Origin of the sequence: Pseudomonas abyssi, from assembly GCF_003444685.1 — a bacterium.
In the GTDB taxonomy this organism is placed as follows: Bacteria; Pseudomonadota; Gammaproteobacteria; order Pseudomonadales; family Pseudomonadaceae; genus Halopseudomonas; species Halopseudomonas abyssi.
Genome location: NZ_LMAZ01000010.1, coordinates 1 through 25,285 on the forward strand (window position 1 = coordinate 1; position 25,285 = coordinate 25,285).

At 62.4% G+C, this 25,285-nt stretch carries 12 protein-coding genes; 4 read left to right on the forward strand and 8 right to left on the reverse strand.

Annotation, left to right across the window (positions count from 1 at the left end):
* The 8 genes from ASB58_RS18215 to glnA form a co-directional block, all read right to left on the reverse strand.
* A partial coding sequence (locus tag ASB58_RS18215) for a DUF4347 domain-containing protein (RefSeq protein WP_118131881.1) occupies positions 1–7,267 on the reverse strand: 7,267 nt, incomplete at its 3' end.
* Positions 7,268–7,544: 277 nt separating this feature from the next.
* A complete protein-coding gene (locus ASB58_RS18220) occupies positions 7,545–9,638 on the reverse strand; it encodes a site-2 protease family protein (protein WP_118131882.1) in 2,094 nt (697 codons plus the stop codon).
* Positions 9,639–10,952: an efflux RND transporter periplasmic adaptor subunit gene (locus tag ASB58_RS18225; RefSeq protein WP_407920691.1), complete on the reverse strand. Its 1,314-nt coding sequence runs from the start codon at positions 10,950–10,952 to the stop codon at positions 9,639–9,641.
* Positions 10,949–11,737, reverse strand: coding sequence for an efflux RND transporter periplasmic adaptor subunit (locus tag ASB58_RS18230; RefSeq protein WP_118131883.1), 789 nt, complete (start codon positions 11,735–11,737; stop codon positions 10,949–10,951). Before ASB58_RS18230 ends, ASB58_RS18225 begins: the two co-directional genes overlap by 4 nt.
* 199 nt (positions 11,738–11,936) lie before the next feature.
* Positions 11,937–13,379, reverse strand: a complete 1,443-nt coding sequence (gene ntrC / locus ASB58_RS18235) for a nitrogen regulation protein NR(I) (RefSeq protein ID WP_096005817.1) — start codon at positions 13,377–13,379, stop codon at positions 11,937–11,939.
* A gap of 127 nt (positions 13,380–13,506) precedes the next feature.
* A complete protein-coding gene (glnL, locus tag ASB58_RS18240) occupies positions 13,507–14,586 on the reverse strand; it encodes a nitrogen regulation protein NR(II) (protein ID WP_096005816.1) in 1,080 nt (359 codons plus the stop codon).
* A 310-nt stretch (positions 14,587–14,896) separates the two neighbouring features.
* The gene (locus tag ASB58_RS18245; protein WP_118131884.1) at positions 14,897–15,577 is read right to left on the reverse strand and encodes a DUF4124 domain-containing protein; all 681 of its coding nucleotides are present in this window, start codon (positions 15,575–15,577) and stop codon (positions 14,897–14,899) included.
* Positions 15,578–15,686: 109 nt separating this feature from the next.
* The gene (gene glnA / locus ASB58_RS18250; RefSeq protein ID WP_083724996.1) at positions 15,687–17,090 is read right to left on the reverse strand and encodes a glutamate--ammonia ligase; all 1,404 of its coding nucleotides are present in this window, start codon (positions 17,088–17,090) and stop codon (positions 15,687–15,689) included.
* A 314-nt stretch (positions 17,091–17,404) separates the two neighbouring features.
* Between glnA and thiI the strand changes: the two genes are divergently transcribed.
* The 4 genes from thiI to ASB58_RS18270 all read left to right on the forward strand — a co-directional run bounded on the left by thiI (position 17,405) and on the right by ASB58_RS18270 (position 25,037).
* Positions 17,405–18,859 (forward strand): tRNA uracil 4-sulfurtransferase ThiI, encoded by a 1,455-nt coding sequence (thiI, locus tag ASB58_RS18255; RefSeq protein ID WP_118131935.1) that lies wholly within the window; start codon positions 17,405–17,407, stop codon positions 18,857–18,859.
* Between the two features lie 269 nt (positions 18,860–19,128).
* A complete protein-coding gene (typA, locus tag ASB58_RS18260; protein WP_118131885.1) occupies positions 19,129–20,940 on the forward strand; it encodes a translational GTPase TypA in 1,812 nt (603 codons plus the stop codon).
* 185 nt (positions 20,941–21,125) lie between these two features.
* The gene (locus ASB58_RS18265) at positions 21,126–23,975 is read left to right on the forward strand and encodes an ATP-binding protein (RefSeq protein ID WP_118131886.1); all 2,850 of its coding nucleotides are present in this window, start codon (positions 21,126–21,128) and stop codon (positions 23,973–23,975) included.
* Positions 23,976–23,978: 3 nt separating this feature from the next.
* Positions 23,979–25,037: an HD-GYP domain-containing protein gene (locus ASB58_RS18270; protein ID WP_118131887.1), complete on the forward strand. Its 1,059-nt coding sequence runs from the start codon at positions 23,979–23,981 to the stop codon at positions 25,035–25,037.
* Positions 25,038–25,285 lie beyond the last annotated feature (248 nt).

The window sequence follows — 25,285 nt, forward strand, 5'->3', positions numbered from 1 at the left end:
CCTCGTTGAACGTGATGGTGACAGTGCTGGTTTCGCCGGCCGCTAGTGCGGCATCGGCGACGGTGATGCTGGCGGTAGGACGCAGGGTATCGATGGCGAAATTGTTGGAGTTCACCGGTGCCGCGCCCGTATTACCGGCGGTATCCAGATAGCCGCTGTTATCCAGTGTGATCAGGTTGGTGGTGTCCTGGGTGTCAGCAGCGGGCGTCAGGGTCGCGGTATAGATAACATTGTCGCTGGTCGCCAGATTGCTGAGTGTGCCGTTCGCCACGGTGAAATCGGCCAGGTCTACGCCCACCACGGCCTCACTGAAGGTGATGGTCACGGTGCTGGTCTCGCCGGCCGCCAGGGCGGTATCGGCCACCACTATGTTGGCCGTGGGGCTAACGCCGTCAATGACCAGCGCATGTTGACTGGCGATGGAATCGGCGCTGCCGGTGGCAGGCAGCGTCAGCACGGCATCGTCGCTGGCAGCGCTTTTGATCGTAGCGCCGTTCAACGACAGGGCACTGCTGGATTGGTAATTCAGGTCGGCGGTTAGATCGCCCGCCTGCACGGTGTAGCTGAACGTCAGGGTGTTGCTGCCACTGCCGGAAACATAGGTGGCGGCGCGGTCGGTGCTGCCTGTTTCCAGCAATAGTGTCGGGGTACCGCCCAGGGTATCGACGGTGACGGTCTGGTCAAAGGTCACCGTCAAGGTCAGGGTGTCACCCACCTTGTAGGTATCATCAGCCGAGCTGCTGCCCGTGCTGGTGATGATGGGGTTGAGCGGCTCTACGTTGATAGTGATGGTATCGATGTCGGTTTGCGCCCCGCCAGAACCGCTAAAACCAGCGTCGGTGGTGGTGATGGTCAGGGTGGCGGGGCCGTTATAGCCGGGAGTGGGGGTATACACCAGGCCCGCAAGTAGGGCATTGATATCGGTCTGCGAGAAACTAAATTGTGCAGCAGGAAATGGGCCAAAGCCGGGCACGGTAAAAGTGCCATTTGTGACATCTATTCTCACGACGATGTTGTCGTTGCCACTGTCCACATCACTGACGCTGATCAGATTGCCGTTAGCGGCGCTGAATGCCAATGAACCGTCCTGATCGACACTCTGTGTGCCTGGCACGGAGTTGACCGGGGCGTCGTTGACCGCCGTCACACTGAGCGTGAGGCTGGCGCTATCGCTTTCGGCTGGGCCACCGGTGTTGCCGCCGTCGTCGATGCTGATGCTCAGGGCTACATCGGCGGAGGCATTGGCTGCCGTGGTAAAGCTGAGCTGGCCAGCGGAGATAAAGGCGTTGATATCGGCAATGCTGCCGCTCAATGTCAGGCTGCTGGCGTTACCCCCTACAGTGACCCCATTGCCGCTGACCGCGCTCAGGCTGCCGCTGGCAACGCCAAAAGTGGCTGTAACACTCGCGCTGCCCGCATCGGCATCGCTGAAGCTGATGCCCGTGAGTGCGCCTGCTATGTCTTCGGTCACGTTGATGCTGGTCGGCGCCGTGATTACGGGCGCGTCATTGCTGGCGATGAGGGTGACGGTGGAGGTGACAGCGAGCAGGCTGCTGTCAATACCACTGTTGGCTGTGCCACCGTTGTCACTGATGGCCGTGAGCGTCACTGTTCGATTGGCGCCACTTGGCGCGTCGCTGGCGTTGCGGTAGCCGATGCCATTGACGATGGTTTCTGCGTTCGCCGCGCTGACGCCTGCAACGCTGGACAGCGTGAGGGTGGCGGTGCTGCCGCTGAGGCTGACACTGTAGGTCAGGCCATTGCCAGCGGTGGTGCCGGTGTTGCCATCGGTCAGGCTGATTTCGCTGCCATCAATGGTCAACAGCTCGCTAGCGCCATTGGCCAGGTTGCTGATGGTCATTCTCAGGCTGCTGATACTCTGTGCGGCCTCAACGGTGTTGATACTGGCACCGCTGAACAGCATCACTGCGGCGTTATTTTCGGTATAGCTCGGGTTGGTGCCCGTGGCAGTCAAGGTGGGGGCATCGTTCACGGCGACCACGCTGACGCTGATGTCTTGCTGGCTGCTGGTGGCGCCGTCGCCATCGGTCAGGGTAACGCTGACAGTTCGCGTGGCGGTGGCAGGCTCGCTGTTATTGCCGTTGCTGTAGGTCAGGGCGCTGACCAGTGCCTGTGTTGCCGCCGCATTGGCGTTGGCGTTCAGGGTGATGACCAGGTCGCTGGTGCCTGTGCCGCCCACGAAGGTGCCGATAATAGTTCCGGCGTAGGTGATGTTGCTGCCGCTGACGCCGATCTGACCGGCGCCGGTGCCTTCGTTGACGATCCCGAGAATGTCTTCGCTGCTGACGCGGTTGCCGGTGATCGCGACGGTCAGGGTGCCGCCGTCAAAGTCCGGGGAGTCGCTGTCGGTGACCGTGGCGTTGCTGCCTGCGTCCAGGCGCACGGCGCCGCTGCCTTCCACATAGCTGACCGAATCACCGCTGAGATTGCTGATCACCGGCGCAGCGCTGGCGGGTGCGTTCAAGGTGAAGTCGTTGCCATCGGCGCCTGCATAGCTCAGCGACAGCGTGGTGCCGCCGACGGTACTGCCCTCTGCCAGACCGCTGAAGGTGCCGCTGATTGCGTCGGCACCATCATTGCTGATGATGGTAAAGCTGCTGGAAAACGGTGGTGAGTAGCTGCCCAGATTGACCGTCAGCAACGCGTTGTTAATGGTGACGGTCCCGTTGACGGTCAACTGATCGTATTCGGTGCCGGCGGTGGTGCCGCTGATATCGACGGCCAGCGTGCTGCCTGTTTCCAGCTGCAGGTTGCCGTTGATGGTCAGGCTGCCGGGGCTGGAGCCGGCGGCGAGGGTGCCACCGCTGAAGATCGCGACCAGTCCATTCAGGGTGCCGTTGCCGCCCACAGTACCTGTACTTTGCGCGGAGACCTGACCGTCGTAGCTACCATCGATCAGCACGGTACCGGCGCTGGCAGTGAGCGTCCCGGTCGCGCTGTTGCTGGCGCTCAGGGTCAGCGCTCCGCTACCCGTCTTGATCACATCGCCGCTGCCGGAGATGACCCCGCTTAGGGTGGTGTCGTTGGTGGTTTCAATTGTATTAACGAACAGTCCATTGCCCAGCACGATGGCGTTGTCGATGGTGCCGGCGCCGGTAACGCGTAATGTTCCGTCTTGCAGCTGGAGGTTGCCGGTGCCAAGGTTGCCATCTCCAGCAATGCTTAGGGTGCCGCCGTTGATGACGGTGGCGCCGCTGTATGTATTGCTGCCGCTCAGAATCAGGGTGCCGCTGTCGGCCTTGATTAGTGAGCCGGTGCTCGAGACCACGCCGCTGAGCGTCAGGCTGTCGCCGCTGCCAACGCTGACGCTGCTGTTTGCGCTCAGTAGCATGACGTTGTTGCTGAGGGTGGTAGAGCTGCTGACAATCAGACGGCCCGCGTTCTGAATGGCGATAAAGCCGCTGCTGATATTGTCGCCGTTGGTGATGCTCAGGGCGCCAGCCTGGATGATGGTGTTGTTGCTATAGGTGTTGTTGCCGGTCAGCGTCAAGGTGCCGGTGCCGCTCTTGGTGAGCGTGCTTGAGCCGGAGATGACACCGCTGATAGTGACGTCAACGGAGGTATTGATGGTGGTGGGCGGGCTGTTGATGACGATGTTGTTGGTAATCAGGCTGCCGCCGCTGATATTCAGAACAGCGCTGTTCATCAGCGTAAGTTGACCGCTACCAAGGCTGTTGTTGCCGGTGATACCCAGCGTGCTGTTTGAAACATAGGTGCCACCAGAGTAGGTGTTGCTGCCGCTGAGAGTCAGCTCGCCTGTACTGCCTTTTGTCAGCCGACCGGTGCCGGAGATGATGCCGCTGAGGGTGGCGTTGACTCCGGTAGTGGTGTTGATGATGCCGAAGGTGCCGCTTAAGACGATGGCATTATCGATGGTGCCAGAGCCGGTGATGGTTAGTCCTGCGCTGTTTTCGATGGTTAGGGTACCGGAGCCCAGGTTGCTGTCACCGGCAATGAGCAGAAAGCCGGCGGATACGGTTGTGGTGCCGCTGTAGCTGTTGGCGCCTGACAGGGTCAGATTGCCGCTGCCCTGTTTCACCAGGTTGCCGCTGCCGCTGATATCGCCGCTAAACGTCGTAGGGTTGCTCAGCATCACGTTGGCAGTGCCGACCAGGACGAGCGCGTTGTCGATAGTGGTGCTACCGCTGACTTCCAGAGTCGTCGCATCCGACAAGGTTACGCTGCCAGCACCCAGGTTGCTGTCGGTCGCAATCTGCAGTGCGCCGCCTGAGAGTGCGGTGGTGCCGGAATAGCTGTTACCGCCAGCAAGGGTGAGGGTACCTGCACCGGTCTTGGTCAGATTGCCGTTGCCGTCGATGGCATTGTTGAAGGTGACGGTATCGCCGGCGTCGTTCTGAATGGTCAGGGTTGCGCCGCTATTGAGCGTGATTGCCCCACCGCTGAAGCTTGCGCCGGAGGCCTGTCCAAGGTCGAAGGTCAGGCTTTCGGTCAAGGTGGCGGCGTTGATACTGATGTTCTGGCCGGCAAAGCTGCTGTCGAATACCAGGGTTTGCGTGCCTGTGGTGTCCGCTGCCGCGATGGCGATGGCCTCGCTGAGGCTGACGCCGTTGCTGGGGTCGATGACTGCGGTGTCGGTGGTGTTGGTGACGTAAATGGTGTCGGAGGTAACGCTAATGTCGGCGGTGGCGACCGCAGCGCCGTCATCGGTCAGGGTGACGCGGATAGTCGCGTCACCGGCCGGCGTATCGTTGCGATAGGTCAGGTGGCGGACGACGTCATTGACCAGCACATTGGTGGCGTTTGTCTCGGTGCTGTTGAACGTAATAGTCAGCGCGCCGCCACTTTGGCTGAAGGTGGCAAAGGTCTGGCCGCCGCTCTGCAGGGCGTTGCCGCTAACGGTAAATAAAGCGCTGCCGGCGGTATCAAAGCCGAATATGTCGCTGCTGACTGCACCGCTCTGGCGCTGCAAGACCAGGGTGGCACCGGCCCAGTTGTCTAGCGCGCTGAGTTCGGCGTCAGAAAGAGCTGCGTTGCTGCCGACGTCAAGGGTCACGGTGTTGCCAACACCCGGCCAGGCAAGGCTATCGCCGTTCAGGCCGGCGATGGCGGGTGTGTCGTTGGTCGGTACTACGGCGACGGTGCTGCTGATCGACAGGCTTGCGGTATCACTGCCGCCGTTGGCGAGGCCGCCATTGTCGCTGATGCTGGTCAGGGTAACGGTGCGGTTGCCGGCGGTGGGCGTGTCACTGCTGTTGCGGTAGGCAAGCCCATCGACCACGCTGTTGGCGACAGCGGTGCTGATGCCGGATGTATTCAGGGTCAGGGTAGCGACCCCAGCGGAGACGCTGACACTGTAGCTGATGCCGGCAGTGGTACCGCTGGTGCCGTCGGTCAGGCTGATCTCGCTGCCAGCGATGCTCAGCAACTCGCTGGCGCCGTCGCTGAGGTTGCTGACGGTCAGCGTCAGACCGGTGATGCTTTGGCCGCTTTCAATGGTGCCGATGTTCACGCCGCTGAACAGGTCGACTGCGCTGGTGTTCTCGGTGTAGTTCGGCGAGGTGCCGGTGGCAGACAGGGTCGGTGCGTCATTGACGGGGACCACGCTGACACTGGAACTCAGGCTGAGGCTGCTGGTGTTGTTGCTGCTGCCGCTGTCGGTGACGCTGGTCAGGGTCACGGTACGTGGGGCACTGCCAGGGTCATCGCTACTGTTGGCATAGGTCATGCCATCGATCAGGGTCGCCATTTGGGCGTCGGAACGGGCCAGGCCGCTGAGCGTCACGGTCGCCGTGCTGCCGGCGACCGAGACGCTGTAATTGCCGCCGCCGCTGAGTGCGCCACTGTTGCTGTTGCTCAGGTTGATGCTGGTGCCGCTGATGGTGAGGCTCTCACTGGCGCCGTTGGTGACGTTGCTAACCGTAAACACCGCACCGCTGAAGGTCTGGCCGCTGTCATTGGTGTTGGCGGTGACGCCGCTGAACAGGTCGGCTGCCGAGGTTTGTTCGACAAAGGTCGGGTTGTTGCCGGTGGCGCTGGCTGTGGGAGCAGCGTTAGGGGCAACTGCAGGCGCTACGACAATATCGTCAATGTAGATCGAGACATCGGCTACGCCGGTCTGGCGCACGATGCGTACTTCATCGACCTGCTGCCAGGCTGCGCCGGATGCCGACACCAGTGCGCCGCCTGAGCCGTAGTTTCCGGCGCTAAAGTTGATCGTTGCGCCTGATACCGCTATCCCGTCCAGATAACCTACCAGTCGATAGTCGTTACCGCCTGAGAACCCGTTCTCTACGCGTATTGACTGGAAGGAGAAGGCGTCGCCGCTGGTTGACTTCAATACCGCAGCGGTGCCGGTGTTGAAGCCCCCATTCAGTAGTGCAGCAGCATCTGAGCCGTCGTTTGCCAGGGAGGTATCACCCGTTTGATTGGTGATGTCTACGTAAGAGTTCGAGTCCACTGTGCCGCTGTTGGTTTGCACCGAGAAGGTCCAACCGTTCAGCAGGCGTGCCTGGCCTTGAACTCCGAAGCTGTAGCCTCCGCTCAGTGCCACACCATCAAAGTTCTCGGAGCTGGGCGCAGCAAGCAGAGCGTTGTATGCCGCGAAGGTCTGCGCGGCGTCGAGCTGCGAGGCTTCGATGACGCCGGTGCTGGCCTCCAGTGTCCAGTTGCCATCCAGTCCGGCGTTGCCGGTGTTGTCGCTGGAGCCGGCAACGTCGGCGCCCGTGGCCGTTGCCAACTGCTCAAGAAAGCTGCTCTCAGCGCCCACCTTGCAGCCGTACAGCAAAATATCGCCGCTCTCGCTCAAGGCCGCGCCGATCTCGTTCAGCAGCGCTTGGTGGGTGGAGATGCCCGCGGCATCCAGCCAGGTGCTGCCGAGCTGGACTTTGCCGCTGTCGCCGTGACTTAGGATATGAATGCTGTCGATGCCGCTGCGACCATCCAAATAGTCGGCGATCTGCTGCAGCCCATCCTGGCTGCCATCGAGTACCACCACTTCAACGCCGTCGACAATGCCATCCACCAGTTGCTGGTAGTTCTGCACATTGCTGTCGATAAAGACCACTTCCTGGCGTTGTTCGCCCGCAGCGCTCGGTGCGGCGACGTCGTTGCTGTCGGGCTGGCTGTCGGTGTTGTGGTCAGCGGCCGCGTCGACCACCGTGGCGGCAACGGCGCCATCGAACATCATGCGCGGCTCCAGCGCCTGAATCAGGGCTGGTGTGGCGGGCTGGGCGCTGGTGTTGGGTGTGTCGGCCGTTTTCTTGTTATTACGTGCTTTCCACCACATGAAAGTGAGTCCTTAGCTTGGCCCCGTCACTGTGTGCAGAGACGAGAAAAGATGATCGGTTGAGTGCAGATGAGCCCTGCATGGTGCGGGGCTCGCAGTCTGAGCAGCGGGCACGACAGAGCCGCTCATGAGCGCCGGTAGGCGGTCATGAGCGGTGTTCGGGTCTGATAGAAAAACAGCCACGTGTCGTCATCCCTGTCTGGCAGGCAAGGGGCCTGCCGAGGCTCGAAGTCATGGGCCAGTTATAGCTACTTTCTGTGCGCTATGCCACAAAAAATCAGAAGCCGCTCTCGCGCACGCCAAGGGCCGCAACTCGACGCCACAGGCTGGCGAGCAGGGAGCTGCGCTCGCCACTGAGCTGCACAGTGCCGCGCTGTGGCTGGGCTGGCGCGGGGAGCTTCTGCAGTGGTAGTAGCTGCACTGCGTACTGTCCGTGCACCGGTTGCAGGCCGTGCTCGTCTCGACGAGCGGCTATCGCGCCCTGGTACTCGGAGGCCAGGGCTTCCAGGGTCAGATACTCGCTGCCGGTTGCGTCAATTGCTGTCAGCCGCACTGGCAGGCTGACGCGGGTGGGGTCTTCGCTGACAAAACGGCCTTCGGCGCCAACGCTCACCCTGCTCAGCTCGTCTTCGGGCACGTATCCACGCAGCCGGGCGTGGGTGCTGACGACCTGGGCGAGCACCTGCTGCGGCGCCAACCACTGGCCTTCGTTCAGTTCGGGCAGCAGGTCGCGTACCTGGCCGGCGTGCGGCGCCAGTACCTGCAACCGCTGCTGCTGCGCCTTGAGGCCGCGGTGCTCGGCTACGGCGGTGGCCAGTTGCTGTTCCAGAATGCCGGAGTCGGCGATCGTTTCGCTGCGGGCAGACAGGCGTTTGAGCTGCAGCTGCAGGATGTCGATCTCCTGTCTGACGATCAGCAAGCGCGCCTCCAGGTCCGGGGAGACCAGTTGCAGCAGGGGTTGGCCGGCGCTGACGTGCTCGCCTTCGCTGACCAGCTGCTTTTGCAGTCTGGCGGCAACCGGCGCATGCAGAGCTGATACCTGGTCGGCTTCGAGCATCACCGGCACGCTGATGCTGCTGCGCCAGGGAATCAGCAGCAGACCGACCAGCAGCGCCAGCACTAACAGGTTGCGGCGTTGCCGGCTCGCCTGCGCCTTGTCCTTGCGGCGCCACCACTCCTGTACTTCACGCCAGATCGGCAGGCCGATAAACCAGCTCAGCTCGACCACCATAAGAAAAATGCCCAGCACCTTGAAAAACAGGTGGTAGACCATCAAGGCAATACCGAAGAACAGTACGGCGCGCCACAGCCATGAGGCATAGCCCCAGATCAGCATGCGTCGTCGCAGCCGCTCGGGCAGGGGCTCTGGCGGTGCCTCGCCAAAGCCGAACAGGGCTTCCCGCAGGCGCCAGCGGCACAGCGCAAAGGCGCGGCCCTGCAGGTTGTCGATCCCCCAGTAATCGGCAATCAAAAAGTAGCCGTCAAAGCGCATCAGGGGGTTCAGGTTGACTGCCAAGGTCGTCAGCCAGGTGGCGGTTGCCAGCATGAAGGCGGCAGTGCGCGCCGGGCCGTCGGGCAGCAGCGACCAGGCCAACAGAGCGATGCTGGCCAGCAGCAGCTCAGCGAGTATGCCGCCAGCGCCGATCAGCAGCCGCGAGCGGCGGTCGGTGACGCGCCAGGCATCGCTGACATCGGTGTAGAACAGCGGAAACAGCACCATGAACGCCAGGCCCATGCTTTGCACGCGGCAACCTGCACGCTTGGCCATGAAGGCGTGGCCGAACTCATGGCAAAACTTGGAGAAAATCAGCGCCGCGCCAAACGCCAGCAGCCCGCCAAGGCTGAACAGGTACGGAAAGCTGGCGATAAAGCGCGGCCAGTCGCGCAGCACCAGAAACACGCCGAACAGCAGCATCAGCGGCAGCCCCCAGCGCAGCAGCCGCGGGCCAATGCGCTCAAGCACCGGCCAGGCGCGGGCAAGAAAGGGATCAGGGCGCCACAGCGGGATGCGGAAGAAAAGGTAGTTGTGCAGCACCTGCTTCCAAGGGGACTGGCGCTGCATGGCGGCCTTGCCGGCGTAGCTGCCGCGCTGCTCGGCATCGCTGGCACTGATCAGGTCGTGACCGCGCAGAAAACGCAGCATGCCTTCGAGGTCCTGCGCGCCCAGCGGTGCGCCTGCTTCGCGGTTGGCGCCTTGCAAAACCTGCTCTGGATTGCCCAGGTGCCAGCTGCGCAGCAGACGCATGGCCGCTTGGCCCACTTTGAAATAACGCCCGCGCAAGGGGTCGGCCAGCGTCCATTGTGGTGAGCCGTCATGGGCGGGTTCGGCCGCTGACAGCTGCAGGTCCGGGCGCAGCGCGGGCAGCTGCATTTACAGGCCGACTGTCTGGCGCAGCGCCGCCAGCGGGCGGCGCAGCAGATAGAGTGCCAGCGGTCCGCGCGGGCCGTAGAGCTTTGCCGTGCCACGCAGGCCGATACGCGGCGGTGCCTGGGCAAAGCTGGCGTCAAACCGGTATGCCAGTTCGCCGCCTGGGCGTGGTTGCGCCTCATAGGCCTGGCGGCTCAGGCTGGCTGCGTGGCGGGTCAGTGGATCGCTGTCGAGAAACAGCGCCACCTCGGCGTCGGGTTCAAAGGCCAGGACATCACCCACCGCCAGGTCGATGCGCAGCTGCGCGTGGTTCGGGTCGGCAATCTCCATCAGCCGCTCGCCCGTCTGCACCGGGCGGCCGGTCCAGCGCTGGGCGTCGGCAAACACGGCGATGCCGTCGCGCTCGGCGCGTACCTCGCTGCGCGACAGTAGTTCGCGGGCGTGGTCTCGCTCGGCGCGTTTCTGCTCTACCCGGGCGGCCAGCAGGTCGATGCGGGCGCTGGCATCGGTGTCGCTGAAGGCGCGCTGGCTGCTGGCGCGCAGCTCCGCCTCGGCGACCTGCAGGCTGCGTTCGGCGACATCGGCCTGGGCGCGCAGGCTGGTGTCCTCGAAGCGTAGCAATACATCGCCGCTGCGCACCGGCTGGTTGGGCTGCACGACGAACCGGGCGATCACGCCGTCCAGGGGGGCGGCGACCACCTGGCCATCTAGTGGTACGACCTCGGCAGGTGCCAGCACCGATTGGCGTACCGGCAGCAGAAACAGCATCGCCAGCACGGCAGCGCCGATCATCAGTAGTCTGCGGCGGGGCCAGCGCAGGCGCCACGGCCGCTTGGGTTGCAGCGCCCACCAGGCATGCGCCTGACAATCGGCCAACTGGCCCAGCAGAGTGAGTTCGGCGTCGCTCCAGGCTTGCTCGCGGGCGATCCAGAGGCCGCCGAAGGGTTCGCCCTGCGGGTCGTTGAACGGTAGCCAGACCACGGCCCCGGCCGACAGCGTCTGCCAGTCCGCCTGGGTCTGCCCGTCCAGCTCCACCGGGTCGATGCGTCGTGGGCCGCCCTCGGCGGGCTGGTGGCGTGCGGCTCGCTCGACAAAGGCAACAAAGGGCGCGTTGGCATCGATGACGCTGATACCGGTGAGATTGCGCACCTTGCCGGCGATCACCAGAGCAGCATGGCGGTAGCCGAACAACGCTTGCGCTTCATTGACGATGGCATAGCCAAGGCTGTCCAGATCGGTTGCTGCGCGCATGCGCTGCTGCAGCTCCAGAAACTGGGCAAAGAACTGCTCCAGGGGGCGGGGCTGCGGGGCGTTCACGGCTGTTCCGCAAAGCGGGCGGTGCCGCTCATGCCCGCTAGCAGACCAGCGCTGTCGGCGGGCAACTCGGCAATCAGCAGTAGGGTCTGGCTGCCCTCGTCAATGCGGGCGCCAAGGCGGCTGATGCTGGCTTGCAGCGGCTGACCGGTTTCATCCGGGATAAAGCTGAAGGGAGTACCCGGCTGCAGCTTGCTGAGCCAGCGCGAGGGCACCAGCAGGTGAATCTCCAGCGCGCTGTTGTCGACGATACTCAGCAGCGGGGTGCCGCTGGCAACGCTTTCAAAGGGTTGTACCTCGCGGCTGACGACCTGACCGGCGAAGGGGGCGTTAAGCGTGCAGCGGCTGACTTGCACTCGGTAGACCTGGGCCTGGGCCTGGGCCTCTGCGCGGCGGGACTGCGCGATGGCAACATCAAATTCGCCGACCGAGTTGAGGGCAGCCAGGCGTTCGGTCTGTGCTAGTTGCTGCTGGGCTGCGCGGGCGGCGGCATCGGCGGCACGCATCTGGGCTTCGTAGGCCGCGCAATCAAAGCGTGCCAGTACCGCGCCCTTGTCGAATGATTGGCCCTCGGCGAACGGGAGCTCCAGCACACGCCCGGCCAGCTCGCTGGACAGGGTCGCCTGCTGGCGCGCACGCAGCACGCCGCGCGCCTGCGCATCGTTAGCAGCAGTGCTGGTTGCGGGCATGAGCAGCAGGTCGTCGTCGGTTGTTTGAGCGCTGGCGTGGCCAGTGAGCAGCAGGGCGAGTGTCAGGCCGATGCGGCGGGCAAACGGGGGCAGGTACATCCGTGACCTCACAAGATGGTGATGTGCCGAGTCTACGTAAGGGGTGATGGGCGTCGCAACCAGTATCAGAGCGCGGCGGGGCAGTGGAAAACGTGCAGGCATAAAAAAAGGCGACCCCAGCCTGCCTGAACCGAGGTCACCCCAAATACACCCATTAGTCATTTAGCATCAAGCGTGCCAGTTTTGTTGCGGGCGTACTTTATTCGCTTTCGTCGTCGTCGGTACCGTCCACATTCATGTCCAGTTCCTTGATCTTGCGGGTCAAGGTGTTGCGGCCCCAGCCCAGCAACTGCGCGGCATCGCGGCGTCTGCCGGCGGTGTGTTTGAGCGCGGTTTCGATCATGATGCGCTCGAAGGCCGGTACTGCAATATCCAGCAGGTTGGTCACGCCGCGGGCCAGCTCCTGGTCAGCCCAAGTGCGCAATCCGTGCTCCCAGTGCCCGTCTGGCGCACTGTCCTGGTGCTGACTGAGCATTTCCGGGGGCAGGTCTTCAATCAGTACTTCCCGGCTGGAGGCCATGACGGTGATCCAGCGGCAGGTGTTTTCCAGCTGACGCACGTTACCTGGCCAGGGCAGGTTGCGCAGGTAGTCCTGGGTCTGCGGCTTGAGTACCTTGGGCTCGACAGCCAGCTCCTGGGCGGCGCGGGCGAGGAAGTGCTGGGCCAGTGCGGGAATATCTTCGCGACGTTCCGACAGCTTGGGGATGTGAATACGAATGACGTTCAGGCGGTGGAACAGGTCTTCCCGAAACTTGCCGGCCTGCACCAGACCTTCGAGGTTCTGGTGGGTGGCGGCGATGATGCGTACGTCGACCTTGATCGGCGTGTGGCCGCCCACCCGGTAGAACTCGCCGTCCGCCAGGACGCGCAGCAGGCGGGTTTGTGTCTCTGCCGGCATGTCGCCGATCTCGTCGAGGAACAGAGTGCCGCCATCGGCCTGCTCAAAGCGGCCGCGGCGCTGCACGGCGGCACCGGTGAAGGCGCCTTTCTCGTGACCGAACAGCTCGGATTCCATCAGGTCTTTCGGAATCGCCGCCATGTTCAGGGCGATGAAGGGGTTGCGCGCGCGCGGGCTGTGGCGATGCAGGGCGTGGGCGACCAGCTCTTTACCAGTACCGGACTCGCCGTTGATCAGGACGGTGATGTTGGAGTGCGACAGACGGCCGATCGCGCGGAAGACCTCCTGCATGGCCGGCGCTTCACCGATGATCTCGGGGGTGCGGGTCTGCAGGGTTTCTTCGTTTTGCGATTCCTGTTCGTGGGTATGCGCCAGCGCACGGCGGACCAGGGCAACGGCCTCGTCCACGTCGAACGGTTTGGGCAGGTATTCGAAGGCGCCGCCCTGATAGGAGGCAACGGCACTATCGAGGTCCGAGTGGGCGGTCATGATGATCACCGGCAACTGCGGATAGCGCTCGCGCACGGTGGCCAGCAGATCCAGGCCGCTGGTGCCGGGCATGCGGATGTCGCTGATCAGCACGTCCGGATGCTGGCGCTGCAGACGGGCCAGGGCGGCGTCTGCGCTGTCAAAGGCGACGGGCTCCATGCCTTCCTGTTGCAGGGCTTTTTCCAGTACCCAGCGGATGGAGCGGTCGTCGTCGACGATCCAGACGTTTTCGGCACGATTCTGTGAGCGGGTCATAAATCGGGTCTCCAGTTCCGGTGCTACCGGCAGGCGGGCGCGCCTGAAGTTGTAGGCAGATTGTCAAAGAGGCGCCGTTGCACGGGCGCGATAGGGTCAAGATAGTGTGTCTGCTTGCGCGTCATGGTCAGTCGGCCCCGTCCAGTTCCAATGGCAGAAACAGGGTGAAGATGGTCTGTCCGGGCTCGCTGTCGCACTCGATCAGGCCGTGGTGCTGGCTGATGATGTTCTGGGTGATGGACAGGCCGAGGCCGGTGCCGTCGGCACGACCACTGACCATGGGGTAAAAGATGCTTTCGACGATGTCCGACGGAATGCCGGGCCCGTTATCGATGACTTCAACACGGCAGACCAGGCGATAGCGGGTCTGGCCGATGGTGAACTGACGCAGTGTGCGGGTACGCAGGGTGATCTCGCCCTGTTCCAGCGGGCCGGCAGAAGCCAGCGCCTGCATGGCGTTGCGCACGATGTTGAGCAGCGCCTGGATCAGTTGCTCGCGATCGGCCTGTACATCCGGAATGCTGGGGTCGTAGTCACGCTTGATGCGCAGTGCGCCCTGGGTCTCGGCCTCAATCAGGCTGCACACGCGCTCGGTAATTTCGTGCACGTTGATCGGGCGCAGTGCCGGCGGGCGATAGGGGCCGAGCATGCTGTCGACCAGGTTACGCAGGCGGTCGGCTTCTTCGATGATGACGTCGGTGTAGTCCTTCAGGGCCTCATCGGGCAGCTCACGCGACAGCAGCTGCGCTGCGCCGCGAATGCCGCCCAGCGGATTCTTGATCTCGTGCGCCAGGCCGCGCACCAGCACCTTGGTCACTTCCTGCTTGGACAGCTGGGCCTCTTCCTTGGTAATGCGTAGCAGGCGATCACGCGGATAGAGCTCGATCAGCAGCCAGTTGCGGTTGGCCGCGATGATCGGGGTGACCGAGTAATCTACCATCAGGCTCTGGCCGTTGTTCAGTGTCAGCTGAGCCTCCCGCTTGGTGAAGGGGTGCCCGTGCTCTACCGCGTTGTGCAGCGACTCCAGCGCGGCGGCGGTATCGTTGAACAGGTCAGCGACCGGCTGCTGGTGCACCCGTTGGCCACTGACCGCCAGCAGCATCTCCGCTGCCGGGTTCATGAAGCTCAGGCGCAGCTCGCCATCGAGCAGCAGCACGGCGGTGGTCAGGTTATCGAGAATCTGGCGTAAAAATCGATCAGGCAGCATGGCGGTATCCGTGGTTTGCACAGTGAAATGCAAGAAGCGATCCAATTCGGGGCGCGCCGTGATGCAGCGGTAGCTGGTTCTGCCCGTTTCTGTGACGGCCTGCCACTTATGACTGACGCAACGGGTGCAGCGCCCGTACTGTCTGGGGCGGAGGCTGCGCTGCAATGCAGCACAGTGACGTCGTGTGAGGGGGCGGGGCGCCCGCTAAGCCGTCTTGCGCGCCTGAGTGTGGTGCGCAAGGCGGTGCGTTGAGGAGGGAGTATGCACTGTATTGGTGCGCCAAGGCAGCCCAAGGTGTGGGCTGCCTTGGTCAGCCGCCGGTCGCGGGCGGGCGAGGCACGTTTGGTGCGGCCGGCGCTGCCGGCGCAGTGGGGGCCTGGTTGGCGCCGCCGATGCGACCCGGCTGGTTGAGCGAGGTGCGCTGCACGTGCAGGGTAATGCCGGTGCTGGCGCTGATCTCCTTGCCTTCACTGTTGGTGACCACGGCCTCGACCTGGTGCGAGCCGCGGTCCAGGTTGGTGACTGTCAGGTTGGCCTGAGCTTGCCCGGCGCCGGGCAGGGCCTGCTCACCCAGGTTGCCATCAATGCGTGCGCGCAGCAGGTGGCCGGCGCGCAGCGGTGGGTCCAGCGCCACGGTCAGGGTGACGTTGCCGTCGTTGGCGCGCACAGGAGTATCGTTGGCCGGGCTGGTGATCTCCAGGCGGCGATAGCTACCGCTGACTGCGGAGCCGCTGTTGCTGCTGGAGCTGCCGGCACTGGAACTGCTGCTCTCGTACGCGGGAATCGGCTTGGGCGCTTCCATGCTGTTGGGCGCGCTGACTTCGATGCGTTTGGCGTTGGGGTTGGGCTTGTCCGAGTAGACGGTGTTGCCGTTGGCATCGGTCCAGGTATACACATCGGCCCAAACGGGGCTGGCGCAGAGCAAAGCGCTGCACAGGGCGGTGAGTAGGGTGCGCGACATGATGGTGCTCTCCTTGAGACGAACCTTCATGCTGGCACCGTATGCCGATACTGGCAACTGTCGTTGAATGGCTGGCGACAGGCGTAAAAAAAGGGCGCCCGAATGGGCGCCCTTTTCGCGTGTTGCAACCGCAGCAGGATCAGACGCTGTAGTACAGGTCGTATTCCAGCGGGTGAACGAAGGTGCGAACCTTGATCTCTTCGGCGCTCTTCAGTTCGATGTAAGCGTCGATGAATTCGTTGGTGAACACGTCGCCCTTGGTCAGGAACTCGCGGCCGGCGTCCAGAGACTCCAGTGCTTCCTTCAGGCTGCCGCACACCTGCGGGATCTGTGCGGACTCTTCCGGCGGCAGATCGTACAGGTTCTTGTCGGCTGCATCGCCAGGGTGGATCTTGTTCTGGATACCGTCCAGACCCGCCATCAGCAGTGCGGCGAAGCACAGGTAGGGGTTGGCAGCCGGGTCAGGGAAGCGAGCTTCGATGCGGCGTGCTTTCGGGCTGGAAACGTACGGGATACGGATGGAAGCAGAGCGGTTGCGGGCGGAGTAGGCCAGCATGACCGGTGCTTCGAAGCCCGGAACCAGACGCTTGTAGGAGTTGGTGGACGGGTTGGTGAACGCGTTCAGCGCCTTACCGTGCTTGATGATACCGCCGATGAAGTACAGCGCGGTGTCGGACAGGCCGGAGTAACCTTCGCCAGCAAAGGTGTTGTTGCCGTCTTTGGCGATGGACATGTGAACGTGCATACCGGAACCGTTGTCGCCGTACAGCGGCTTCGGCATGAAGGTAGCAGTCTTGCCGAACGCGTCAGCAACGTTGTGTACGCAGTACTTCAGGGTTTGTACTTCGTCGGCTTTCTTCACCAGGGTGTTGAACAGCACGCCGATTTCGTTCTGGCCAGCAGTCGCCACTTCGTGGTGGTGAACTTCGATGGTCAGGCCCATTTCTTCCATGGCGTTACACATGGCAGTACGGATTTCGTGGTCGTGATCGACCGGCGGCACCGGGAAGTAACCACCTTTGACGCCCGGACGGTGGCCTTTGTTGCCAGTCTCGAAGTCGCCGTCAGTGTTCCAGGAAGCCTGCTCGGAGAAGATCTTGAACATGGAACCGGAGATGTCGGACTTGAATTTCACTTCGTCGAAGACGAAGAATTCCGGCTCCGGACCAACGAATACGGTGTCACCGATACCGGTGGACTTCAGGTACTCTTCTGCGCGCTTGGCGATGCCGCGCGGGTCGCGCTCGTAGCCTTGCATGGTGGAAGGCTCGATGATGTCGCAGACGATGATCAGCGTCGGCTCTTCAGTGAAGGGGTCCAGAACGGCAGTGCTGTCATCGGGCATGAGGATCATGTCAGACGCTTCGATGCCTTTCCAGCCAGCAATGGAGGAGCCGTCGAACATCTTGCCGTCTTCGAAGAAGTCTTCGTTGACGTCGCGGGCCGGCATGGTGACGTGTTGTTGTTTACCCTTGGTGTCGGTGAAGCGCAGGTCTACCCACTTCACGTCATGCTCGTTGATCAGTTGCATCGCTTTCGACATGGTTTCCTCCAAAAGGAATCGTTTGCCAGACAGCCGGTCTGGCGCCTCTATATAACGTCCAGCGGGCGGGCCGCTGCTCGGTTGCATTACAAGTGAGCAAAAGGTGTGCCATTTCGGAGCATGGCGTGCAGCCCCCGCAATCAAGGCCTTTCGCTGCAGATTCTACAGCCGCGCACCAATTGAGAGCACTGTGTTGGTGCGATGAGCGTTACGGATGCACCAGTTTGGTGCCATTGTGCCCGTTTTAGTTACTCAAGCGCCGCGCGCCGGCTGCGGGTATAATGCAGCGCTTTGCGCACGATATGCCAGCCCCCATGAAACTGATCATCAAATTCTTCCCCGAAATCACCATCAAGAGCCGCCAGGTTCGCAAGCGCTTTATTGCCCAGCTCAAGGGCAATCTGAAAAAGCTACTTGCTGCCATAGACCCGCAGGCGCGGGTTAATGGCAACTGGGACAGTCTGGAGGTCAATCTGGGGAGTGATCCGGCACTGCAGCAGCAGTGTATCGAGCGTCTGCGCAACACGCCCGGTATCGCCCACTTCTTTGCCGTGCAGGAGTACCCGCTGGGCACGTTGGACGAGCTGGTGGAGCTGTGCGTGGCCAACCTGGGTGATCAGGTGCAGGGCAAGACCTTTGCCGTGCGCTGCAAGCGGGTGGGCACCCACCCCTTCTCCTCGCAGGATGTCGGCATCAAGGTCGGCAGCGCGCTGAATCGCCGCTGCGGCGCAGCGGGCGTCTCGTTGAAAGCGCCCGAGGTTGAGGTGCACATCGAGATTCGCGACCAGAAGATCTATCTGATTCAGGCGCGCCACGAGGGCATGGGTGGTTTCCCGCTGGGGACCATGGAGCCGGTGCTCAGCCTGCTCTCGGGCGGCTTTGACTCCACCGTGGCGAGCTACCAGATGCTGCAGCGTGGTTTGCTGCCGCACTTTGTATTCTTCAACCTGGGTGGTCGCGCTCATGAGCTGGGGGTGCGTCAGGTTGCGCACTATCTGTGGGAGCGCTACGCCGCCAGCCATCGTCTGCGCTTTGTCAGTGTGCCTTTTGAAGGCGTGGTGGCGGAGATTCTGCAGAACGTCGAAAACAGTCAGATGGGCGTGGTGCTCAAGCGCATGATGCTGCGCGCTGCGGATCGGGTGGCCTATCGTCTGGGCATTGATGCACTGGTGACCGGCGAGGCGATTGCGCAGGTGGCCAGCCAGACCCTGCCCAACCTCAGCGTGATCGATCAGGTGGCCGAGCGCTTTGTTATCCGTCCGCTGATCACCACCAGCAAGCTGGATATCATCGATGTGGCGCGGCGCATCGGCACACTGGAATTCTCCAGCAGCATGCCGGAGTACTGCGGTGTGATTTCGGTTGGGCCGGCCATCCGCACCACCGTGCCACGGGTTGAAGCCGCTGAGGCCAGCTTCAACTTTGAGGTGCTGTCGCGGGCGGTAGAGAGTGCTGCGTATTCTGAGTGCAGCGAGCTGGGCGAAATGATGGAGGAGGGCTCGCCGGTGGAGATCGTCGAGCAGGCGCTGGCCGGCCAGATCGTGCTGGATATCCGCCACCCCGACGAGCAGGAAGCCCGCCCGCTGCTGCTGGACGGCATTGAGGTGAAACCGGTGCCTTTCTACACCCTCAACAGCCGCTTCGCCGACCTGGACCCATCACGCGCCTACCTGCTTTACTGTGAGAAAGGCGTTATGAGCCAATTGCACGCGCAGTATCTGCTTGATGAGGGGTATGGGAATGTGCGGGTGTTGAGGGTGAAGCGCTAGCGCCCCGCGCTGCCGCTTGAGCTACAAGCTACACAGGATGTGCCGCGCGGCGGGGCTGTCTGGGATTTTCAGGCTCATGCTGGCGCCGCTGCTACAAGAAACCCGCGCGGTCAGTAACGAGCGGGTTTTACTTGCAGCTTGTGGCTTGCAGCTTGAAGCTCGCGTGCCTGCTTGAACAAAAAACACACACTGTAACCCCCGTCTCTGTATAATGCCTCCCTCTTTTTTTCAGTATGCCGGCTCGCGCCGCGCCTTTCAGGACACTCATAGTGATCGAGAATCTCCGCAATATCGCCATCATCGCCCACGTTGACCACGGTAAAACTACCCTGGTTGATGCCCTGCTGCGTCAGTCCGGTACCCTGGATCGTAAGGAGCTGGATTCCGAGCGGATCATGGATTCCAGCGACCAGGAGAAGGAGCGCGGCATTACCATTCTGGCGAAGAACACCGCCATCAAATGGAACGGCTACAACATCAACATCGTCGACACCCCCGGCCACGCCGACTTCGGTGGCGAGGTTGAGCGTGTCATGTCCATGGTCGACTCGGTACTGCTGCTGGTTGACGCGGTAGACGGTCCGATGCCGCAAACCCGCTTTGTTACCCAGAAAGCCTTCCAGGCTGGTCTGCGTCCGATCGTGGTGGTCAACAAGATTGACCGTCCGGGCGCGCGCCCGGACTGGGTTATCGATCAGGTATTCGACCTGTTTGACAGCCTGGGTGCGACCGACGAGCAGCTGGACTTCCCGTTCGTCTACGCCTCCGCAATCAACGGTATTGCAGGTATGGACCCGGAAGAAATGGCCGAGGATCTGACCCCGCTGTTCCAGACCATCGTTGACCGTGTGCCGTCCCCTGACGTTGACCTTGACGGTCCGTTCCAGATGCAGATCTCGGCACTGGACTACAACAGCTTCCTGGGTGTGATCGGTATCGGCCGCATCCGTCGCGGCAAGGTCAAGACCAATACCCCGGTCACCTCTATCGATGCGCAGGGCAAGAAGCGCAACGGCCGTATCCTGAAGATCATGGGTCACCACGGTCTGCAGCGCGTTGAAGTGGAAGAAGCGCAGGCTGGCGACATCGTCTGCATCAGTGGTTTTGATCCGCTGTTCATCTCCGACACCCTGTGCGACCAGCAGAATGTTGAAGCCATGCCGGCACTGACGGTCGACGAGCCGACCGTAAGCATGACCTTCCAGGTCAATGACTCGCCGTTCGCCGGTAAAGAAGGCAAGTTCGTCACCAGCCGCAACATCAAAGAGCGTCTGGAAAAAGAACTGCTGCACAACGTGGCTCTGCGCGTTGAAGAAGGCGACAGCGCTGACAAGTTCAAGGTCTCCGGTCGCGGCGAGCTGCACCTGTCGGTACTGATCGAAACCATGCGTCGCGAAGGCTTCGAGCTGGGTATTTCCCGCCCTGAAGTAGTGATCAAGGAAATCGACGGCGAGAAGCAGGAGCCCTACGAGAACGTCACCATCGATATCGAAGAGCAGCACCAGGGTCCGATCATGGAGCAGATGGGTCTGCGTAAGGGCGACCTGGGCAACATGGTTCCGGATGGCAAGGGCCGTCTGCGTCTGGAGTACGTTGTTCCGGCCCGTGGCCTGATCGGCTTCCGTAACAGCTTCCTGACCATGACCTCGGGTACCGGCATCATCACCAGCACCTTCAGCCACTACGGTCCGGTCAAGCAGGGTGAAGTAGGCCACCGCCAGAACGGCGTGCTGGTCTCCATGGCAACCGGCAAGGCACTGACCTACTCGCTGGAAACCCTGCAGGATCGCGGCAAGCTGTTCCTGGAGCCGGGTCAGGATATCTACGAAGGTCAGCTGGCGGGTATCCACAGCCGCGACAACGACCTGGTAATCAACCCGACCAAGGGCAAGAAACTCGACAACATGCGTGCTTCCGGCAAGGATGAAACCATCCAGCTGGTACCGCCGGTCAAGTTCACCCTGGAGCAGGCGCTGGAGTTCATCGACGACGACGAGCTGGTGGAAGTAACGCCCAAGTCGATTCGTCTGCGCAAGAAGCTGCTGCACGAGAACGACCGCAAGCGTGCCAGCAAGGGCTAAGGCCGCGCACGTTGTGTAAAACCCCCGCCGGGCGTTGTCCGGCGGGGGTTTTTTGTGGGCGCTCGTCAGCCGGTAGGCTCTGGCGGTTGGCGTAATGGCCGACCAATGGCTAGCTTGCTAGGGTGGGCGGGCAATTTTAGGATGATGTCATTTTGATGTTGCACGGTTTGTCTGGGGACAAAAATATGGCTGGAAAAGCCCGCGTTCGACTGCAGCAGTGGATCTGGCGCGCCTTTATACGCAGCGCGCTGGTGCCTCTGGTGCTGGTTGAGGCTGCGCTCATCGCTATCTACCTATTCAGCAACGCCTCGATTCGTGACGAGCAGACCGCCTATTTGCGGCAAACGGCGCTGGCGGAATTGAGCAGCTCGGCGCAGCTCGAGTCGCGCGTGATCAATGCGCGGCTGGAGCAGGTAGCAGCACTGACCGACGGTTACCGCAACCTGGTCAGCGAGGCGCTGTCAGGGAGCCTGAATGCGCCTGAGGTCGAGACCGCGCAGACTGACAGCGGGGTGACCTACAGCCCGCTGGATGCCGGCGGCAGTGCCTTCTTTTACTCCGGCGCGACGCCCCCGGCCAATCAGGACATGAGCAAGATACGGCGCATGGCCACGCTGGACTCGGTGATGCGCGAGCTGCAGCGCAACAACCCGCTGATCGCCAGTGTCTACTTCAACAGCTGGGACAGTTACAACCATATCTACCCCTGGTTCGCCACCCACGAGCAGTACCCGCACGACATGGTGATACCGAACTACAATTTCTATTATCTGGCCGACGCTGAGCATAACCCCAGCCGTGGTGTGGTCTGGACCGACGTTTATCTGGACCCGGCCGGTCAGGGCTGGATGATGTCGGCCATCGCGCCGGTGTACCGCGGGGACTTCCTTGAAGGGGTGGTGGGTATCGACGTCACGGTCGACGGCATCCTGTCCGAGATCAGCCGGCTGCCGGTGCCTTGGGATGGCTATGCGATGCTGGTCAGCCGTGATTTGAACATCATGGCCATGCCCGCCCCGGCCGAGCGCGATTTCGGCCTGCGCGAGCTGACCACACACTCCTATCAGGAGGCCATCCGCAAGGAGATATTCAAGCCGGACGACTTCAACCTTGCCCGCCGAGTCGAAACCCAGGGACTGGCCAAGGTACTGCGCCAGCGTGATAGCGGCGTGCAGCAGCAGATGCTTAACGGCCAGGCCCTGCTGATCGGCTGGACCGGCGTCGAGCAGACCGGGTGGCGCCTGCTGACGGTGGTTGATGAGCAGTCGCTGTTTGCCAGAACCAATGAGATGGCGTCGCACTACCGACGTATCGGCATGTTGCTGATTGCCGGTCTGGTTGCCTTTTACGTGGTGTTTTTTGCCTTCCTGTGGGTACGCGCGCGCGGACTGACCGGTCGGCTATTGGCGCCGATCGAGGGCATCTCCCGGATGATGACGGACATCGGTGCCCAGCGCTGGCGCCCGGAACCGGTGCACTCCGAGATCACCGAGCTCGATGGCATGGCTCGGCATACCCACGAGATCGGCCTGCAGCTTGAGCACAGCCAGAAGCTCAACCGGGCGGCGCAACAGCGTATCGAGCTGGTCCTCGACAGCACCACCGAAAGCATCTGGGAATGGCATGTTGCCGATGAGGAAATAGAGCTACGCGGACGCTTTTGTCAGCGTTTTGGTCTGCCCTCCGGCAGGGTCGGGTTAGGGGTGTTTCGGGCTCGTGTGCATCCGGATGACCGGGAGCGCGTGTTGCAGGCCGAGCAGGCAACGTTGCGTCATGCGTCTCCCTACTCGGCCGAGTTTCGATTTGCCGATGCGCGCGGCGTATATCACTGGCTGCTGAGCCGTGGCCGTGTACTGGAGCAAGACCCGGCTAGCGGCGAGGTCACGCTGCTGGCCGGAACGCACGTTGATATCGATGACCTCAAGCATATTGAAAGCGATCTGCGCTCGGCTACCCGTGAAGCCGAGGCGGCCAACCTGGCCAAGGCGCGCTTTATCTCCAGCATGAGTCACGAACTGCGTACGCCGCTGAATGCGATTCTGGGGTTCGCGCAGCTGATGGAGCTGGACGATCAAGAGCGGCAGCAATCCTCTGAATACGTCAACGAGATACTGATCGCCAGTCGCCATCTGAATAATCTGCTGAGTGACATCCTCGACTGGTCGGCTATCCAGGTTGACGCCCGCCGGGTTGAGCTGATGCCGACCAGCGTACGCCAGATCATGAGCGAGAGCGCCGAGATGGTGCGCCTGCAGATCAAGGAGCAGGGGTTGAGTTTCGACGTGCAGCTACCGGACGCGAGCCTGACCATGCTGGCTGATCCGCGCCGCTTGCGCCAGGTGCTGTTGAACTTGCTGTCCAACGCCAAGAAGTACAACAGGCCCGAAGGCTGGGTACGGCTGTACTGCGAGGAGCGCGGCGATCGCCTGCGGCTGATCGTGGAGGATGGTGGCATGGGCATACGCGCGGAGGATCAGACGCGGCTGTTCGAGCCATTTCAGCGGCTGGGACGTGAGAATACCTCGATCCAGGGTACCGGTATCGGGCTGTCGATCTGCCGTGAATACACCCGGGCCATGGGGGGAGAGATCAGTCTGGAGAGTGAGCTGGGAGTGGGAACGCGCTTCTGGGTCGAGCTGCCGCTGGGCGAGGCGCAGGCGACCGAGCGCGATGCCAGGCCACTGGTGTACTGCCTGACGGATGATGACCTGCTGGCTGACCAGGTGCGTGCGGTGCTGGCGGAGGATGCGCAGCTGGTGCCGGTCACCAGTACCGGCAGCCTGCTGGAGCAGACAACCGATCGACCGGCCGCACTGGTGCTGCTGGATGATGCGGCGCTGGATGCATCCAGTGCGCCTACCTTGCAGCGCCTGCGACAGCAGATGGCCGGCAGGGCGCTGCCGGTGCTGCTGCTGGCCGGCTCGCTTGAGTCGCCGCTGGTACAGGAGCTGGTTGGCGCCTGTCAGGGGCTGGTACGTAAACCCTTGGACGACGACGAGCTGGGTGCGCTGGTGCGTGCCTTGCTGGAGGAGTGAAGGATGTTGAATTCCACGCTGCACGGTGCGCGGGTGGTGATTATCGACGACGTGCAGGCAAACATGCGGCTGCTGGAGTCGAGCCTGCGGACCATGGGGTTGGGGCAGGTGAGAGGTTTCAGCGATTCTGCCGAGGGCCTGCGCTGGCTGCAGGACAATCCCTGGGATCTGCTGCTGCTGGATCTGGATATGCCGGAACCGGACGGCTTTACTATTCTCGAGGCGTTGCGAGAGCGTGATCGCACGGCGCAGCAGGTGATTCTGGTGACGGCGCTGGGTGATGCCGCCAGCCGTCGCCGTGGCCTGGACCTGGGTGGCAACGACTACGTGACCAAGCCGGTGGACTTGCCCGAGCTGCTGCTGCGGGTGCGCAATTGCCTGGAGTTTGGCCATACCCACCGCATGTTGCTGCGCGAGCGCAACGTGCTGGATGAGCGCGTGCAGGAGCGCACCCTGCGGTTGCGTGACAGCTACCGCGCGGTCATCCGTGCGCTGGCGCGCGCGGCGGATTACAAGGACAACGAGACCGGCAAGCACATCATGCGCATTGGCGAGACGGCAGCGCTGATTGCCCAAGGGCTTGGGGCGCCGGCGACCTGGGTAGAGCTGTTGCGTCTGGCTGCTCCCATGCACGATGTCGGCAAGATCGGTATTGCGGATCAGATCCTGCGCAAACCGGGCAAGCTGTCCGAAGAGGAGTTTCGGACCATGCAGGAGCATGCGCGTATCGGTAGCCAGATCCTGTCTGACAGCGGTCGCTCCTCGCTGCTGGAACTGGCGGCCGAGATTGCGCTGAATCACCACGAGAAGTGGGATGGCACGGGTTACCCATCGGGGCTGCAGGGTGAGCAGATCCCCTTGTCGGCGCGTATCGTCGCACTCTGTGATGTGTATGACGCCCTGCGCAGCGAGCGCCCTTACAAGCCGGGCTGGACGGCCGAACGGGCGCAGGCGTTCATCCGGGAACAGTCCGGCAAGCACTTTGACCCGGCGGTGGTGCGGGTCATGGCCGGTCTTTTCGATGAGATCGAGCTGGTCAGGGCAACGCTGAGCGACGACTAGGCGCGCTCAGCGGCCAGTCCGAGTAAACAGGCGGCAACCTGAGGTCTGCTCGGCGGACAGCGGATCGCATTTGACGCAGGAGGAAGGCTAGCCATTGGCTGCGTGAGCAGCCATCGCCCGAAAGGGTGGGATAGATGACGTGTCACCTGAATGGGTGCTGGTGTTGGTCGGGGGCGGCGCTAGAGTAGCGTTCAGGCAACCCGAGGTCCGATCGGCAGAAGCCGGATCGTGATGTACCTACAACAATA